Source organism: Candidatus Nanosynbacter featherlites (assembly GCF_005697565.1).
Taxonomy (GTDB): domain Bacteria; phylum Patescibacteriota; class Saccharimonadia; order Saccharimonadales; family Saccharimonadaceae; genus Nanosynbacter; species Nanosynbacter featherlites.
The window spans coordinates 255,624-268,977 of sequence record NZ_CP040004.1 but is presented as its reverse complement, the minus strand read 5'-3'; the positions used below and the strand labels follow the sequence as shown (position 1 = coordinate 268,977).

Below are 13,354 nucleotides of genomic sequence, written 5' to 3'. Positions count from 1 at the left end.
CTCCTAGATTTTCTTCGCCCGCAAGTCGTTTAATTTCTTGGCAATCGTCGCGTCCAGCGTTGCGGTTGGCGTCCGTAGTTTGAAGCCACCGATGAGTTCTGGGCGAACAACTTCGCTCAATTGAACAACCGTCTGAGGCTTCTTGAGTAGCGTCATGATGGCCGAACGCGCCTCATTCGTCAATGCTCGCGCTGATTCAACCGTCGCCACCGTTAAGCCACGCTCCGCTAGTTCTGCTTGAATGTCGCGTACCAACAAGTCAACTTCACGCTGACGTTTTTCATGACTTAGCAGCGCTGCCACCTCATCCACAACCGTCACATCGTTGTTCATCAATCGTTCAGCCACATACCGAGCCAATTTGCGACGCGACGTTCGTGCAGGCATTAGCGCGCCTCCTTCAAAGCTTTCTCAATCAATTTGCCGTCTTTTTTAGCGTCCAATTTCTCGTTCACCAAGGTGCCGGTCGCTTCAGCCACTAATTGCAATGTTTCGTTATGCAAAGCTTGGCGCGCAGCCGCAACTTCGCCAGCAATTTCTGTTCGGGCCGCTTCAATGATGCCGTCCGCTCGTGCTTCAGCTTTCTTGGCTGCGGCTTCAACGATTTCCGCTGCCTCACTCCTGGCGGAAGTGACAATCTCACGCGCTTCTGCTCGTGCCTTGCGCATTGAGGCGTTGATCATTTTTTCCGTCTTGTCAGCATTTTCACGCGCTGATTTGGCAGCTTTTTCAGCCGTCCGAAGATCCTTTTCACGCTTGTCCAGCATTGCTGCTAGTGGCGGATATACCCATTTGCTCAATACAAATAGCAATATCAAAAATGCTACCGACTGCAGCGCCAACAGCTTCCAATCGATTCCCAAAGAACCAAACAAATCAGCCTTATCAGCTGCGTGAGCTTCAGCACTCGCAAATTGTGTTACCAATCTTTCCACAATTTACCTCTAAATTACATAACCTTGCCGACGATGGCAGCCACAAAACCGATAATTGCCAAGGCGTCGATGAATGAAATACCAAGAATCATCATGGTACGCAAGTCATTAATCTTCTCTGGGTTGCGACCTGCGGCGTTCATCGCTGCGGCACCGATCATTGCGGCACCAATTGCTGCAAAGGCTGCTGGGATTGCGTAAGTTAAGGCAAAAGCTAATGCTTCCATGGTTGATATTCTCCTTATAATTATTACTTAACTACTTATTTTCATTCTCTGTCATTTTCTTTGAAATATCAACAGGGGAATGAACATGCGCATGGCTGGACTCGTTATGGTCACCGTGAGGAGTGAGTCCCAGGGAAATAAATACCGTCGACAACATAAAGAAAATATATGCCTGAATACCGCCGATAAATAGCTCGAACAGATAGAACGGCTGCAACATTGCCGGTGAAGCGTACTTTGTCAGGTAAGCAATCATGATCAGCAGCACTTCGCCCGCCAGCACATTACCGAACAGACGAAAGCTCAGTCCCAGCAAGCGCGAGAACTCTGCTACCAACTCCAAAATACCAACAAATGACATGATTGGATCTTTCAGCGGATTGACGAAATATCGCCCCATATTGCCACGGAATCCCAAGTAGCGGAACGCATAGACTTGCGCCGCAATGATAGTGATGATAGCCAGGCCAAACGTCATGTTCAAATCAGCTACACCGCCACGAAACAGGGGAGTGCTGTGCTCTCCAACTGTCACAGGACCAACGAAAGGCAGCAGCCCCAGCCAGTACTGTGCTATCACAAAGAAAAATATCGTGATGGTCAATGGTGCCACTCGCGCCGCCCAAACATCATCTTGGATGACCTGTTTGACCGTGCCATACAAACCATCAAACGTCCAGTTAACCAAACGTGTCACAAAGTTAGGCTTCTTTTTACCCAGTGCTGCCGCGCGTGTTCGCAGCATAATCCACAGCAAAACTAATAGCCCCAAAGCACCCAACAGGTGAGAGTTAGTGATGGAAATACCGCCAACCTGTAATATTTCATCTGCTTTCACTGAAATATGCAGACTGCTTGCAAACTGGTGTATCATTGATTAGCCTCTCTCTGTTTTATGAATCGTATTTGTTGATAAATCAATGCTGCTGACGTCGCCAGACCCATGATAATCCCTGCAATCATCAGCCAGGGTTTGGTGTGCAGAATCAGATCGGCCCACAGCCCCACCAACATCAGACCGATGCTCGGCACAAACATGCGCCACGTCGTCCCGATGATAGTTTTCATCATAACCGCAGTGGCATCTACGTCTGTTTTTTGGTCGCTCTGAACCTTAGGTTTTTCAGCCATTACCTATACTATATCAATCTGCTATACTATTTGACAATATGCCGAGGAAAAATTATCCAAGATCTCAACCAGTCCAGAAAAATAGACAGCCGCTAACTACTGTACATGAGCTCAACAATTGCCATCAAAAACGCCGCTTTTCAACCCAACAACAAGCCGAAAGGGAAATAGCTAGCCGTCAGCTAACTGATCCGCAGCTGCTCCTGGCGACCTACAAATGCCATTGGTGCGGCGGCTGGCACCTCACGTCACGCTAGAGCCACTAGAAGACGAGATGTTCTTGGATTGGCACATTCGTGTAACGACCCAAAATTGGAACTGCCGAATCAGTCGTTGTCCCGTCACCAAGCTGCCCCTTGTTATTGTTACCGACAGTGTAGACACGATTATCAGTCGTAAAGATCACGGTCGTACCGCCGCCACTTTCCACGTGCTTAGCACGAGGGGCAGTTGGACCACTACCGAATAACTGCATGACCGTTGGCGTGTTACGATTTACCCTATCGCCAGTGCCCAATTGTCCATTAGCATTTGTCCCAGCGCCATAGACCTTACCATCATTGCCAACCACGAACAAGTTAGCGACATGCCCCGAGTATGCCGTCGACCAGATATCAACGGCCTTGACGCCAGCAGGTAGCATAAACTGCACTGGATATGGATTTCTCCAATTAAACGTCTTTGCGTGATTAGCACTGTTACCAAATACGCCATGCGTGTTATTACCAGTACTGTATACTCGTCCATCAGAAGTACGATATGAGGCAAACATCTCGTCAGTAGAAATTTGCTGCACAAAGCCCGGAACACCCAATTCTCGAATAACTGGCGTCTGTACCCTAAAGAACAAATGTTTATTGGCCGACGGACAACCAGCAGCTATGGCCATGGCCGTACCCGTCGGATTGGCTGCCAAGCAGTGGTTACTTGAAGCGCGGCGAAAGATACGATCCGACCCGTGCGTGCGCATTACCCACCGCTGAATCACCGCTGAAGGATTACAATCAGCCAATCGTATATTGACCAGGTCGCCTGCGGTGTTCTCTACACACTTACCATTGATCTTGAGTTGATCTTGCTGGGTATACTCAAATTGTTGTTGAGGACTATCATTGCAAGGACGAGGAGCCACAGTGTTGGCGCTCGTTGCTTCCATGCAGCGCGAATTCAGGAACCGCCAGCGAATTACTAATTTTTTATCACCAATCTTCATATAGTTTGAGCCACCGACACCATAGACCTTGCCGTCGTTACCCAAAATATACAAGGTACTACCATCGAACGCCAGCTGCATGGCACGCGGTTTGCCATGATCACCAAAATCACCAATTTTTACGGGTGTCGAAGAACTCGTGATACTGCCCCTTGCCAATTGATAATAATCATTTGCACCCCAGCCATAAACCGCGCCATTTTGCATAATGACATAGGTGTTATATCGGTCTTGCACCAAATGAGCAGTCGGAATGGTTGCTGGATTGCTTGGATTTGGAGTAGGCAAGGCGACGCGTTTTGGCGTGGACCGGTTAGCACAAGCTTTGGCGTTTGATGCTGTGACCGAATAATCACCAGTACCCAACAAGCCATACGTACATTCGCCAGCGGCGTAGATATTTTTATCATTGCCCAGCACAAAGTTCGCCCAACCAGCGTTGACCGCAACGGCCTTGACGCCAGCAGGTAAACCAAACCTCACTGGTGTTGAAATTGCCGGACTGATATATCCCGCGCCCAATTGACCAGTATCATTTTTGCCAGCACCATAGACATTGCCGTGCTCATCTCGAACCATAACATTACCACCGACAGACACAAAGTTAGTGTGCACCGATACGGCGCGCTGCGAAATATTAAATCTCACCGGGTTTGGCTGAGCTGATGAAATCATGCCCGCGCCCAATTGACCACGGTCATTTGCACCAACTGATCGAACACGACCAGCTGAGTCGATGGTGGCAAAAAATACTTTGTGTTGTATGCCACTTAGGTCACCTTCGTACCCGAATGCCAACGTGTCGACACGCGTCTGTGCTCCAGTGGCCAATGACAAAACTCGAGTATAGGTTTTCCAGACGCCGCCGCTTGGTCGTAGCAGCTCAACATAACCTGTAGCGTATGCCTGCTGGACCTCGCCGCCAGTCGAGCCGAGAGGGGGAACCGTGAACCGCGTTCGAATATTACCCTCGTGCATCACAGTGTTTGCCTGGCCAGGCTCTGGATCACCCGCACAGTTTGTTTCTGGCGCTAGACTTTTTGATCCCCACGGCGAGATCATGCCATTGCCGCGCAAACAAGACACAGCATAAGCCAGACCACTTTCAGCGGCTTCGCGCGCCAATTGGTTATAATACCGGTCCCGTAACGCCGCTGCATATGAAGCAGCCAGCTGCATGGCCACCAAAAGTAAGGTCAGCATAATTACTGAGGTGATGAGAACTGTTGGCAAGGTAAATCCTGTTTTTTTGCTGTCCGCACCCATGATTACTCATCATTATACACTTGTCGATAAGCATGTACAATATGCTATAATGGACTTACGTAAAGAAAGTTGAGGGGAATATATGAGCGAAGATACAGCAACCAACCACAGCGCCAAAGTAACCGTCTACAGCACTAGTTGGTGCGCATTTTGCCACACTGAAATGGAATGGTTGGAAAAACTGGGAATTGACTTCATCAAAAAAGATATCGAAGCGGAACCTGCGGCTAAAGAAGAACTACTAGCAAAAAACGGCGGTAATTTCCAAGGCGTGCCAGTCACCGACATTAACGGGGAACTAGTGCTTGGCTTTGACCGACCAAAGCTGCAAGACTTGCTGCGCAAGAACGGCTTGTTGGCTGATTAAAAAATACGTATTTGAATACGAATTATCCCGCCTAACAGTGGCGGGATTTTTATGCTGCGCCGATTTGTACCACTTCGCCGCCGATTTCTTGGCGGAAATAATTGTCGTGACTGACGTAAAGGATGGCACCAGCATATTTCGCCAGTGCTATCTCTAACTCCTCAATGCTCGGTAGGTCAAGGTGGTTGGTTGGCTCGTCCAAAATTAATAGTTGCGGATCATTCGCCAGCATAGCAATGATCTGAAAGCGGGCTTTCTGGCCACCCGACAGGCGCGCCAGTGGTGTCATCCGGTCCGCCTCGGTAAACAGATAATCGGCTAGTAATTGGCGGATTTTGGTATCAGAAATCGGTAAGTCGCGACTAAGGTATAATTTCTCAATCGCCACCTCCAACGGATCTGCCAAATACCGCTCATCAATTTCTTGCTCATACACGCCCACCCGTACCTGCAGGTCGAGGAAGAGATTGCCAGAATAGAGGATAGGAGCGTGTGCTCTAGCAGAGGATGGCGGAGCGATTGCCGCCCCATTATTCAACAACATCCGAATCAGCGTCGTCTTACCAGCGCCATTACGGCCGCGCAGCTCCACCGCCTCACCCTCACGCAAATCAATATTCACACCCTCAAACAATATCCGCTCGCCAACCCCAACTGCCGCATCCTCAACCCGCACCAGCACATGCTGGCTGCGGCTAGCCGCGTCCTTCATCGATAGCCGAATATTGCGCGCCTTGAACTTGCCGTAGCGCTCAGCCGACTTATAATCAAGCTGCCCAGCCGACTGCTTGTCGATCCAAAACGTCGGCTTGTCCATCTCTGATAATTCCGCCAGCTCGGCCCGCGCCTCATTTTCCAGCCGCTTGAACTTTTGGATGGTGCCGGGGTTGCGCGACTTTTCTTTCAGCCGCTGATAATCCAATACCTTTTGTCGAAGGTTAGTCATCCGCTTCTCAATTTGCTCAAAATTATTCATACCCGCCGCCGTCGCCTGAGCATTCTGCTTGAGGTAAGCGTCATAATTACCGCGGTAACTGACCGCTTGGCCGTCTTTAAGTTCAACGATTCGATCCACCCGACCCAGCACATCGCGGTCGTGCGTGATGATCAGCATGGCCTGGCGCGGCTGCGAACTCATCCAGTCGATGAATTGCTGCTTGGCCACATAATCCATGTGGTTGGTCGGCTCGTCAATCAGCGCCAAATGCGCCCCCGAGTGCATAATCTTCACAATCTCTACCAGCCGTTTCTGACCGCCCGACAGGGAACCAAGCGGCCGCTCGCCACACCCGCTCAGCTGAAAATTATCAAGCTCTCGGGCGATCTTCTCCTCAATCTGGTAAAATCCTTTCTGGTCAAATCGCTCCAGCGCCTGGGTATACTCCTCAATTTTGCGCATATTATCGCCCATGGTCTCGGGGTACTCATCGATAATTTTCTTTAGGGCCGCGTATTCCGGTAGTCCCACCAGGATGTAGCTCAGCACCGTCTGATCGCCCAAGCCGTGATGCTCCTGTGCCGTACTGGCCACGGTGATGCCGCGCCGAAAAATCACCTCACCGGTATAGTCACTGTCCGTACCCGCCACTATGCCAAACAGCGTCGACTTACCGACGCCATTGCGGCCGACCACGCCAACCTTTTCGCCGTCATCCACGCTAAACTTGACGTCGCGCATCAACGTCTTATCGCCAAAACTCTTCTCGGTGATGTGAATGTCGGCTATCATTGGGCTATTGTACCACACGTCATACCATAAAGGTATTGAAATATATGATTTTTTGTGGTATAATAAAAGTCATGGAAAATGGTTCTCATCCAACTCAAGAAGCTAAAGTTATTCCTCTTGCTCCGTATCTCAACAAGAAGGCCATGCAAGAAGCTGGTCGTATCGTGTTTAGACGACTCGGTGCAGATGCTGAGGGGTCACAGTCAGAACCGCTAGCCCGGGTTTATGACATCTCCAGTCGTTTTTCAAGAACCACAGCTCCAGAAGCTGCCGCTGAAGAAGACATCACTACTGGGGAGCAAGATACCGAAAGGGAAGTCATTGCAGAAATGGTGGAAGATATCACAACAAACCTTGAAGCTTTACCGAAATGCGACAGTGACATAGGAGGATTCCTAGACATCATTAATGGTCAATTGGAGGATTGCTACGAAGAGCTTAGCCCTGACCAAAAGAAAAAGTTAGCCATCAAGCTCACCAGCGTGCTGGGCGAGTCCCACGAAAACCTCTCTAAAGCAGTAGTCCATCACCCAAACTTCGTCAGACTGCTCGGCGTTGCCCTTAGTATGCAATACGACCCCAACTTTCGAGCAAGGGGTCGGCATCCAAGCTATCGACCAGTCAGGGACGCAATTACGACAGCCAAAGTTGTATTAAGCCTCACTCCAGGTACATGCGACCTTGGCACCGGTGACCATACACCACCTGAACGCTAAACCTGCTATAATGAGACCATGCCAAAGCCCAACGCAAAAAAGCCAGCTACTCACGCCGTCGTTAACCGTCGAGCACGGTTTGACTATGAGCTAGGCGAGGAAATCATAGCTGGGCTGGTGCTGACAGGAGCAGAGGTACGAGCTGCACGAGACGGCCATGTCCAGCTCAAAGGCGCCTTTGTCAGCCTGAGAAATGACGAATTGTGGCTCAATAACGCGAGTTTTTCGTTGCGGCTGAACGTTCGTGGTCAGGCAAATTCAAAGAGTGTCGACACCTCAGCGCGGAAGCTGCTGGCCAGTCGTAAACAAATTGACCGATTCGCTGCTGCCAAACAACAAGGACTGACAATTGTACCGACCAAATTATTGACCAATGGTCGCTTCATCAAAATTGTCATTGCACTCGGACGAGGCAAAAAGCGTTACGACAAACGCGAGACCATCAAGCGCCGAGATCAGGATCGTGAGACTCGTCGGCAACTTTCTGGTCGATAAGCTCTTGGTATAATTTTTCCAGCTTCTTCACTTGGCGGCTTTCGGTAAATTTGGCTGCCAACTTTTTACTGACAGCACCAAATTCTTGACGTTTGTTGGCATCCTCCAGCAGGGCAATGATCGACCGACCAAAACTGGTCGGATTGTCATTCGCGATGAAACCATTCACGCCGTCTTGCACCACTTCTGACAACTCTTTGTCCACTAGCACGATCGGCAGTCCTGCGTGAGCCGCTTCATGCAGCACCCAACCCTGCGTATCTTTCAACGACGGAAAGGCAAACACGTCCAGCACCGAATATGCCAAACCAAGTTTTTCGCGTGGCATGGCGCCAGTAAAAATGATTCTGTCAGCATATTTGGTTGCGGCAGCCATCTCCTCCAAGGTCTTTCGGTATTCAAAATCACCAACAAACAGCAACTTCGCTTTGGGGCGTTTCTTGGCAATGTGTCGCTCAAATGACTTGATCAGCAGTGGCAAATTCTTTTCTTCACCCAACCGGCCAACAAACCCGAAGATTTCGTCATCTTCCGCTAAGTTCCACTGCTCACGAAATGCCTTCACTTCAGCTTTTGTCGGGCGAGGCAGTGCGTTCACACCATTTGGCATCAGCACCAATTCATATTGATAATCATCGTACTGCCAAGACTTCAGTTGCTTACAGCTCTTTCGGCACAAGGCAATGACCGCGTCTGCTTTGCTATACAAAATAGTGATGACGCTTTCAATGATATCTTTGTTCCACTTAGTGACGCCCGCTCGTGGTTTATACAATTTGGCAATCTCCAGCAAGTCATGACCACGCAGTCTCACCGACATCGGGAAGACAATTCCCGCCAGCGCCAAGGCACCGGGCAGCACTGCTGGATAGTGATCGACGAACTCATAGATGTCAGTACAGTGCTGAATCACCAACGGAATGTTATTCTTTTTGGCGGCCTTCACACCAACCAAACCAATCTGCGACGGCGTGAACACATGCACCATGTCGAGCTCCAGCTCTTTGATGCGACGCTGTACTGCCGGCGGGAAGAACACTGATGTGTCATAATCATCAAAAAACGCACCCTTGATCGACGGGAAGCGAATGATCCGTGAGTCAGAGTCTTCGTTGAGCAGCTCGGCTTGCTTGGACGGGCTCATTGACTTGGCAGGGCAAAACACATAGACTTCATGCCCCAGGTTCTCCAGCTCTCGCTTGAGCGATTCAACCACAAAAACGATGCCATTGATTGATGGTCGATAGGTATCAGTAAACAGTCCAATTCTCATGATTCTAGTACGCTCCTGTAAAATTTCACTAATCGCTCACCGCCAGCTCGACTGTCAAACCGTTTGGCAATCCGACCAGCTGCAGCAACTTGTTGTTTATACCATTTGGTGTCATCTCGCAGTTTGTCTATCACCTGAACAGCATCTTGAGCCGAGGAGATAAACTGAGCATCTGGGCGGAATGTATCATCGTATTCATGGATATCTCTCAAGATGATTGGCAGCCCGGCACCCGCGGCTTCTAACACGCACATTGGGTGATTCTCTTGTTCAGCAGGCAAGAAGAAGGCGTCGGCCGCATGTAAATAGGTCATGACGTCTTTATGTTCAACCACGCCCGTGATGATCACGTTTTTAGGAGCTGATGCTATCAATTCTTGCATTTTGCCATATTCTGCGCCCAAATGTTTGAAAGGAATGCCGCCCACCCAAATGAACGTTACCTCGGGCAGGGCTCGTGCCGTTTCAAAAAATGTGTCCAGACGCTTACGCGGCTGAACCTGTCCATTACCAACCACCACAAAGTCTGACGGCTTCAGTTTCAGCTTTTTACGAGCAGCTCGTTTGGTTTTTAGAGTAGACGCATAGCGACTCATGTCGACCGTATTGTACAGCACCTCAACGCGCGTTTTCAGCTTCATCGGACCAGTCATGGTTTCTTTGACCATGTTAGAGCAAGCCAACACCAAATCAGCCTGATTATATACCCAGCGCATATACGCTCGCACCAACCACTGCATTCTGCCCATGCCTTTGATGCTGCCAACCAAGGAAGCAGGGATGACATGACCAGAGATAATCTTTTTGCCACGTGAACGTTTAAGCATCCACATTGAATACAAACCGATGGTCTGTGCGTGAACAATATCTGCATCAGAGCGAGCTTGATTAACCACGACGGACGTGTCTTTTCTCGCCTTAAGCGCATTTGTCATCTCTACAAAAGCAGTGTGAACACCATGGCCTTGGACAGTAAACTCACTCTCGGAAATCATATCGACATTCAGTCGAGTCTTGCGTGTCATGCTACCTATTATACCACAAGTCGCGTCCCAACCGCTTCGCCCTTGGCCGCGCGGACGATATTGCCGTCACTCAGCAAGTCGCAAATAATCATTGGCTTTTTCTCTTCAGCAGCCAAGCCGATAGCTGCTTTATCCATCACGCCAATGTCCGGGTTTGCCAAAACTTCGTCATAGGTCAATTGGTCAAATTTGACAGCATCAGTAAACTTGACTGGGTCCTTGTCGTACACGCCATCAACCTTGGTAGCTTTAATCACTACGTCGCATTTCATCTCCAGCGCCAAATTGACAGCTGCCGTGTCAGTGGTCAAAAACGGCCTTCCAGTGCCGCAGCCGACAACCACCACACGACCTTTTTCCAAGTGACTGACCGCTCGTCGGTAGGTGTATTGATCGACAAATTGGTTCACTTCCACTGTCGACAGAGCACGCGTTGCCAAACCGTCATCATTAAAGACATCAGCCAGCGTAATGGCGTTGATCAGCGTCGCCAGCATACCTGCATTGTGTGCCGTCACGTCACCGATACCACCACCAGCAATTTGCGCACCACGCACATAATTACCACCACCAACCATGATGACGACTTGCGTTCCGCTCGCCACCACTGGCTTGATTTGTTCGGCAATCCACCGCGCTCTGGCGTGATCAAATCCACCAGCGTATTGTCCTTGTAGTTGTTCGCCCGAAAGCTTGAGAAGAATCCTGTTATACATACTTTCATTGTAACAATTTATGCCGCTTCTTGCACAAACCCCGCCATACCAAGCCTATACGCAGCCCACAAAACCCGCTACAATAGCCACATGAAGTTATTTTCCTGGAACGTCAATGGCATCCGCGCAGTCCTGAATAAAGGTGAGTTTACCAAGTTCATCGAAACCTATGACCCGGATATTATTTGCCTGCAAGAGACTAAAGCCCAGCGCGGGCAAGTAGCCTTAGATCTGCCACAATTTTATGAGCATTTCTATTCGGCAGCCAAAAAGGGCTATTCTGGCACCGCCATATTTTCAAAGCAACCAGCCCTGAACTATCTTGACGGCTTCCCAGCGGACATCGCCAACAATTACCAGCTATCCGCTGACGAATACGGCGACCCCAACGACGAAGGGCGTATCATCGCCGCTGAATTTGACGGGTTCTGGCTGGTTACGTGCTATACGCCAAATTCCAAAGGCGATCTCAGCCGCCTCAGCTTACGCCATAACCAATGGGACCCAGCTTGTCTGGAATATCTCAAAGGACTGGAGCAGGGACGTTACGGCACAGCCAAACCAGTATTATACTGCGGGGACATGAACGTGGCTCATCAAGATATCGACCTTGCCAGGCCCAAAGATAACGTCGGTAAGCACGGCTTTACCGACGAAGAGCGAGCAGGATTTCAGGCGTATCTGGATGCTGGATTCGTTGACGTATTTCGCGCACAGCATCCAACAGCAACAGACGCATATACTTGGTGGACTCACTGGGCAAATGCCAGAGCCCGAAACGTTGGTTGGCGTATTGACTACTGGCTAGCTAGCCAAGAACTAGCACCGTCCATCAAACAGGCACACATCCACCCCGAGCAACTAGGTTCCGACCATTGCCCAGTCAGCATAGAACTATAGACCATGAAAAAGCACCCGAGTTGTGCGGGTGCTTTTAGTGTTAGTAAGCGCTCAGATTATTGGCGGCGGCTTACGATGTAGGCAACGGCAGAAGCAGCAAGTGAGCCGAGACCAAAGATTGAAAGGAGCGCGTCAGTCGTACCAGTTCGTGGCAACTCAGTTGTCGTTGGAGCTGGTGGGGTAGGTTGCTTAGGAGCAGGAGGGGTAGTTGGAGGAGTGCTTGGCTTACATGCGTCGCTGTCCACTGATGCGTATCCCTCGTTCTTTTGGTCCTTAGTCCAGACGCTGATGATCTGCTTGGTCTTGATGTCACAGACTTTCACCTTACAGTCTTCTTCGTTCTTTGAGTAACCTTCCTTGTTTTCTTCACTCTTGCGTACGGTTATGATCTCACCAGTTTTGATGTCACAAACCTTAACTTTTGCACAGTCAGCAAAATTCTTTGAGTGTTTGCTTGTGTCGTATTCACTTTCTTTGATAGTGACAATTGTGTCAGTCTTCAAGTCACAAACTTGAATTTTTGGCTCTTCAGTCACCGTGATGGTAACTTTACAGTTTTGGCTGGTTACGCCATTGTTGATGGTAACAGTTGCAGTGTAAGTACCAGCTTTTGCGTAGGTGTGCTCAGCCTTGTTGCTGCTACCAGTTGTCTTTTGGCCATCGCCAAAGTCGAAAGTATAGCTACTGATGCTTGCACCATTCTTTGCAGTTGCAGTTGCAGTAAAGGCGAACTTGTTGCGGGTACCAGCGACTTTTTGAGCGCTCAATGCGTCACACGTCAATACTGGCTTTGGAGCTGGTGTTGGTGGAGGTGTTGGTTCACCCCAAAGTGGGTTACCACAGTCTTTAATAACTGCTTGGATAAACTTGCCATTACCGTCCAACCATACGAACACTGGCTTCTTGCTTGCTACTGGCATAAAGCTGTGACGAATCAAGTAGCTTGGGTATGATTTACCACCAATCTGCTGGTAGTTAATTGGGTTGGTGTAGTTAACGTGACGGCGCTGAATGGTTTTTGCATTCGTTGCTACGACACGACCGTTCACCGTAACGGTGTTGTTTGAAGCGTCTGCCACACCTTCGTGCATGCCAGCGCCCTCAACCATTGATTGTGTAATGCCGAAGTAGTTGTAAATACCACGGACTTCGCTGTCGCTGTGATAAGCCGACTTCATGGCACTGTGGGTCATAGTACCACAACGAACGATCTTGATATCTGAGCAGCCGACGGCATCTGAAGGCGTAGCATACCAAATACCACCGATAATCGCGGCAGTAATAGAGCCAGCCAAAAGTACTCTCTTTACTATTTTATTCATTGTTTCCTCCTCAACCTTACTATTTCTCACCGGTTGTTA

General features: G+C 49.5%; 15 protein-coding genes. 4 read left to right on the top strand and 11 right to left on the bottom strand.

Annotation, left to right across the window (positions count from 1 at the left end; translation table 11 throughout):
- Positions 1-3: 3 nt before the first annotated feature.
- The 6 genes from FBF37_RS01365 to FBF37_RS01335 all read right to left on the bottom strand — a co-directional run bounded on the left by FBF37_RS01365 (position 4) and on the right by FBF37_RS01335 (position 4,772).
- Positions 4-387: a F0F1 ATP synthase subunit delta gene (locus tag FBF37_RS01365; protein ID WP_138078767.1), complete on the bottom strand. Its 384-nt coding sequence runs from the start codon at positions 385-387 to the stop codon at positions 4-6.
- Positions 387-935 (bottom strand): F0F1 ATP synthase subunit B, encoded by a 549-nt coding sequence (gene atpF / locus FBF37_RS01360; protein ID WP_174843575.1) that lies wholly within the window; start codon positions 933-935, stop codon positions 387-389. Before atpF ends, FBF37_RS01365 begins: the two co-directional genes overlap by 1 nt.
- A gap of 14 nt (positions 936-949) precedes the next feature.
- Complete coding sequence (locus tag FBF37_RS01355; protein WP_138078763.1) at positions 950-1,162, bottom strand: ATP synthase subunit c family protein; 213 nt, start codon at positions 1,160-1,162, stop codon at positions 950-952.
- A 31-nt stretch (positions 1,163-1,193) separates the two neighbouring features.
- The gene (locus FBF37_RS01350) at positions 1,194-2,036 is read right to left on the bottom strand and encodes a F0F1 ATP synthase subunit A (RefSeq protein ID WP_138078761.1); all 843 of its coding nucleotides are present in this window, start codon (positions 2,034-2,036) and stop codon (positions 1,194-1,196) included.
- On the bottom strand, positions 2,033-2,293 hold the full coding sequence (locus tag FBF37_RS01345) for an AtpZ/AtpI family protein (RefSeq protein ID WP_138078759.1): 261 nt from the start codon (positions 2,291-2,293) through the stop codon (positions 2,033-2,035). Before FBF37_RS01345 ends, FBF37_RS01350 begins: the two co-directional genes overlap by 4 nt.
- Positions 2,294-2,555: 262 nt before the next feature.
- Positions 2,556-4,772 carry a ricin-type beta-trefoil lectin domain protein gene (locus FBF37_RS01335; protein WP_138078755.1) on the bottom strand — a complete coding sequence of 739 codons (2,217 nt, stop codon included), beginning with the start codon at positions 4,770-4,772 and terminating at the stop codon, positions 2,556-2,558.
- An 82-nt stretch (positions 4,773-4,854) separates the two neighbouring features.
- Between FBF37_RS01335 and FBF37_RS01330 the strand changes: the two genes are divergently transcribed.
- A complete protein-coding gene (locus FBF37_RS01330) occupies positions 4,855-5,139 on the top strand; it encodes a glutaredoxin family protein (RefSeq protein ID WP_138078753.1) in 285 nt (94 codons plus the stop codon).
- Positions 5,140-5,188: 49 nt separating this feature from the next.
- On the opposite strand, the gene FBF37_RS01325 is transcribed toward FBF37_RS01330, so the two are convergent.
- A complete protein-coding gene (locus tag FBF37_RS01325; RefSeq protein ID WP_138078751.1) occupies positions 5,189-6,868 on the bottom strand; it encodes an ABC-F family ATP-binding cassette domain-containing protein in 1,680 nt (559 codons plus the stop codon).
- A gap of 71 nt (positions 6,869-6,939) precedes the next feature.
- On the opposite strand from FBF37_RS01325, the gene FBF37_RS01320 reads away from it, so the two are divergent.
- Entirely contained in the window at positions 6,940-7,584 is a 645-nt protein-coding gene (locus tag FBF37_RS01320) for a hypothetical protein (protein ID WP_138078749.1), read from the top strand.
- Between the two features lie 18 nt (positions 7,585-7,602).
- Positions 7,603-8,079 (top strand): SsrA-binding protein SmpB, encoded by a 477-nt coding sequence (smpB, locus tag FBF37_RS01315; RefSeq protein WP_138078747.1) that lies wholly within the window; start codon positions 7,603-7,605, stop codon positions 8,077-8,079.
- On the opposite strand, the gene FBF37_RS01310 is transcribed toward smpB, so the two are convergent.
- From FBF37_RS01310 to FBF37_RS01300, 3 genes are read right to left on the bottom strand one after another with little or no spacing between them, the layout of a single operon-like run.
- On the bottom strand, positions 8,027-9,352 hold the full coding sequence (locus FBF37_RS01310; protein ID WP_138078745.1) for a glycosyltransferase: 1,326 nt from the start codon (positions 9,350-9,352) through the stop codon (positions 8,027-8,029). The genes smpB and FBF37_RS01310 overlap by 53 nt on opposite strands.
- Positions 9,349-10,377 (bottom strand): glycosyltransferase family 4 protein, encoded by a 1,029-nt coding sequence (locus tag FBF37_RS01305; protein WP_138078743.1) that lies wholly within the window; start codon positions 10,375-10,377, stop codon positions 9,349-9,351. The genes FBF37_RS01310 and FBF37_RS01305 overlap by 4 nt, the downstream gene beginning before the upstream one ends.
- An 8-nt stretch (positions 10,378-10,385) precedes the next feature.
- Positions 10,386-11,093, bottom strand: coding sequence for a uridine monophosphate kinase (locus FBF37_RS01300; protein ID WP_138078741.1), 708 nt, complete (start codon positions 11,091-11,093; stop codon positions 10,386-10,388).
- Positions 11,094-11,183: 90 nt separating this feature from the next.
- Here FBF37_RS01300 and FBF37_RS01295 point away from each other — a divergent pair, with 90 nt between their 5' ends.
- A complete protein-coding gene (locus tag FBF37_RS01295) occupies positions 11,184-11,993 on the top strand; it encodes an exodeoxyribonuclease III (protein ID WP_138078739.1) in 810 nt (269 codons plus the stop codon).
- A 56-nt stretch (positions 11,994-12,049) separates the two neighbouring features.
- Here FBF37_RS01295 and FBF37_RS01290 read toward each other — a convergent pair whose 3' ends face one another.
- On the bottom strand, positions 12,050-13,315 hold the full coding sequence (locus tag FBF37_RS01290; protein ID WP_138078737.1) for a PKD domain-containing protein: 1,266 nt from the start codon (positions 13,313-13,315) through the stop codon (positions 12,050-12,052).
- Positions 13,316-13,354 lie beyond the last annotated feature (39 nt).

What these genes read in the sequence shown, in the direction of transcription:
- FBF37_RS01365 (WP_138078767.1), bottom strand. Translation starts at nt 387, where the DNA reads ATGCCTGCACGAACGTCGCGTCGCAAATTGGCTCGGTATGTGGCTGAA.
- FBF37_RS01355 (WP_138078763.1), bottom strand. Translation starts at nt 1,162, where the DNA reads ATGGAAGCATTAGCTTTTGCCTTAACTTACGCAATCCCAGCAGCCTTT.
- FBF37_RS01350 (WP_138078761.1), bottom strand. Translation starts at nt 2,036, where the DNA reads ATGATACACCAGTTTGCAAGCAGTCTGCATATTTCAGTGAAAGCAGAT.
- FBF37_RS01345 (WP_138078759.1), bottom strand. Translation starts at nt 2,293, where the DNA reads ATGGCTGAAAAACCTAAGGTTCAGAGCGACCAAAAAACAGACGTAGAT.
- FBF37_RS01335 (WP_138078755.1), bottom strand. Translation starts at nt 4,772, where the DNA reads ATGGGTGCGGACAGCAAAAAAACAGGATTTACCTTGCCAACAGTTCTC.
- FBF37_RS01330 (WP_138078753.1), top strand. Translation starts at nt 4,855, where the DNA reads ATGAGCGAAGATACAGCAACCAACCACAGCGCCAAAGTAACCGTCTAC.
- FBF37_RS01325 (WP_138078751.1), bottom strand. Translation starts at nt 6,868, where the DNA reads ATGATAGCCGACATTCACATCACCGAGAAGAGTTTTGGCGATAAGACG.
- FBF37_RS01320 (WP_138078749.1), top strand. Translation starts at nt 6,940, where the DNA reads ATGGAAAATGGTTCTCATCCAACTCAAGAAGCTAAAGTTATTCCTCTT.
- smpB (WP_138078747.1), top strand. Translation starts at nt 7,603, where the DNA reads ATGCCAAAGCCCAACGCAAAAAAGCCAGCTACTCACGCCGTCGTTAAC.
- FBF37_RS01310 (WP_138078745.1), bottom strand. Translation starts at nt 9,352, where the DNA reads ATGAGAATTGGACTGTTTACTGATACCTATCGACCATCAATCAATGGC.
- FBF37_RS01305 (WP_138078743.1), bottom strand. Translation starts at nt 10,377, where the DNA reads ATGACACGCAAGACTCGACTGAATGTCGATATGATTTCCGAGAGTGAG.
- FBF37_RS01300 (WP_138078741.1), bottom strand. Translation starts at nt 11,093, where the DNA reads ATGTATAACAGGATTCTTCTCAAGCTTTCGGGCGAACAACTACAAGGA.
- FBF37_RS01295 (WP_138078739.1), top strand. Translation starts at nt 11,184, where the DNA reads ATGAAGTTATTTTCCTGGAACGTCAATGGCATCCGCGCAGTCCTGAAT.
- FBF37_RS01290 (WP_138078737.1), bottom strand. Translation starts at nt 13,315, where the DNA reads ATGAATAAAATAGTAAAGAGAGTACTTTTGGCTGGCTCTATTACTGCC.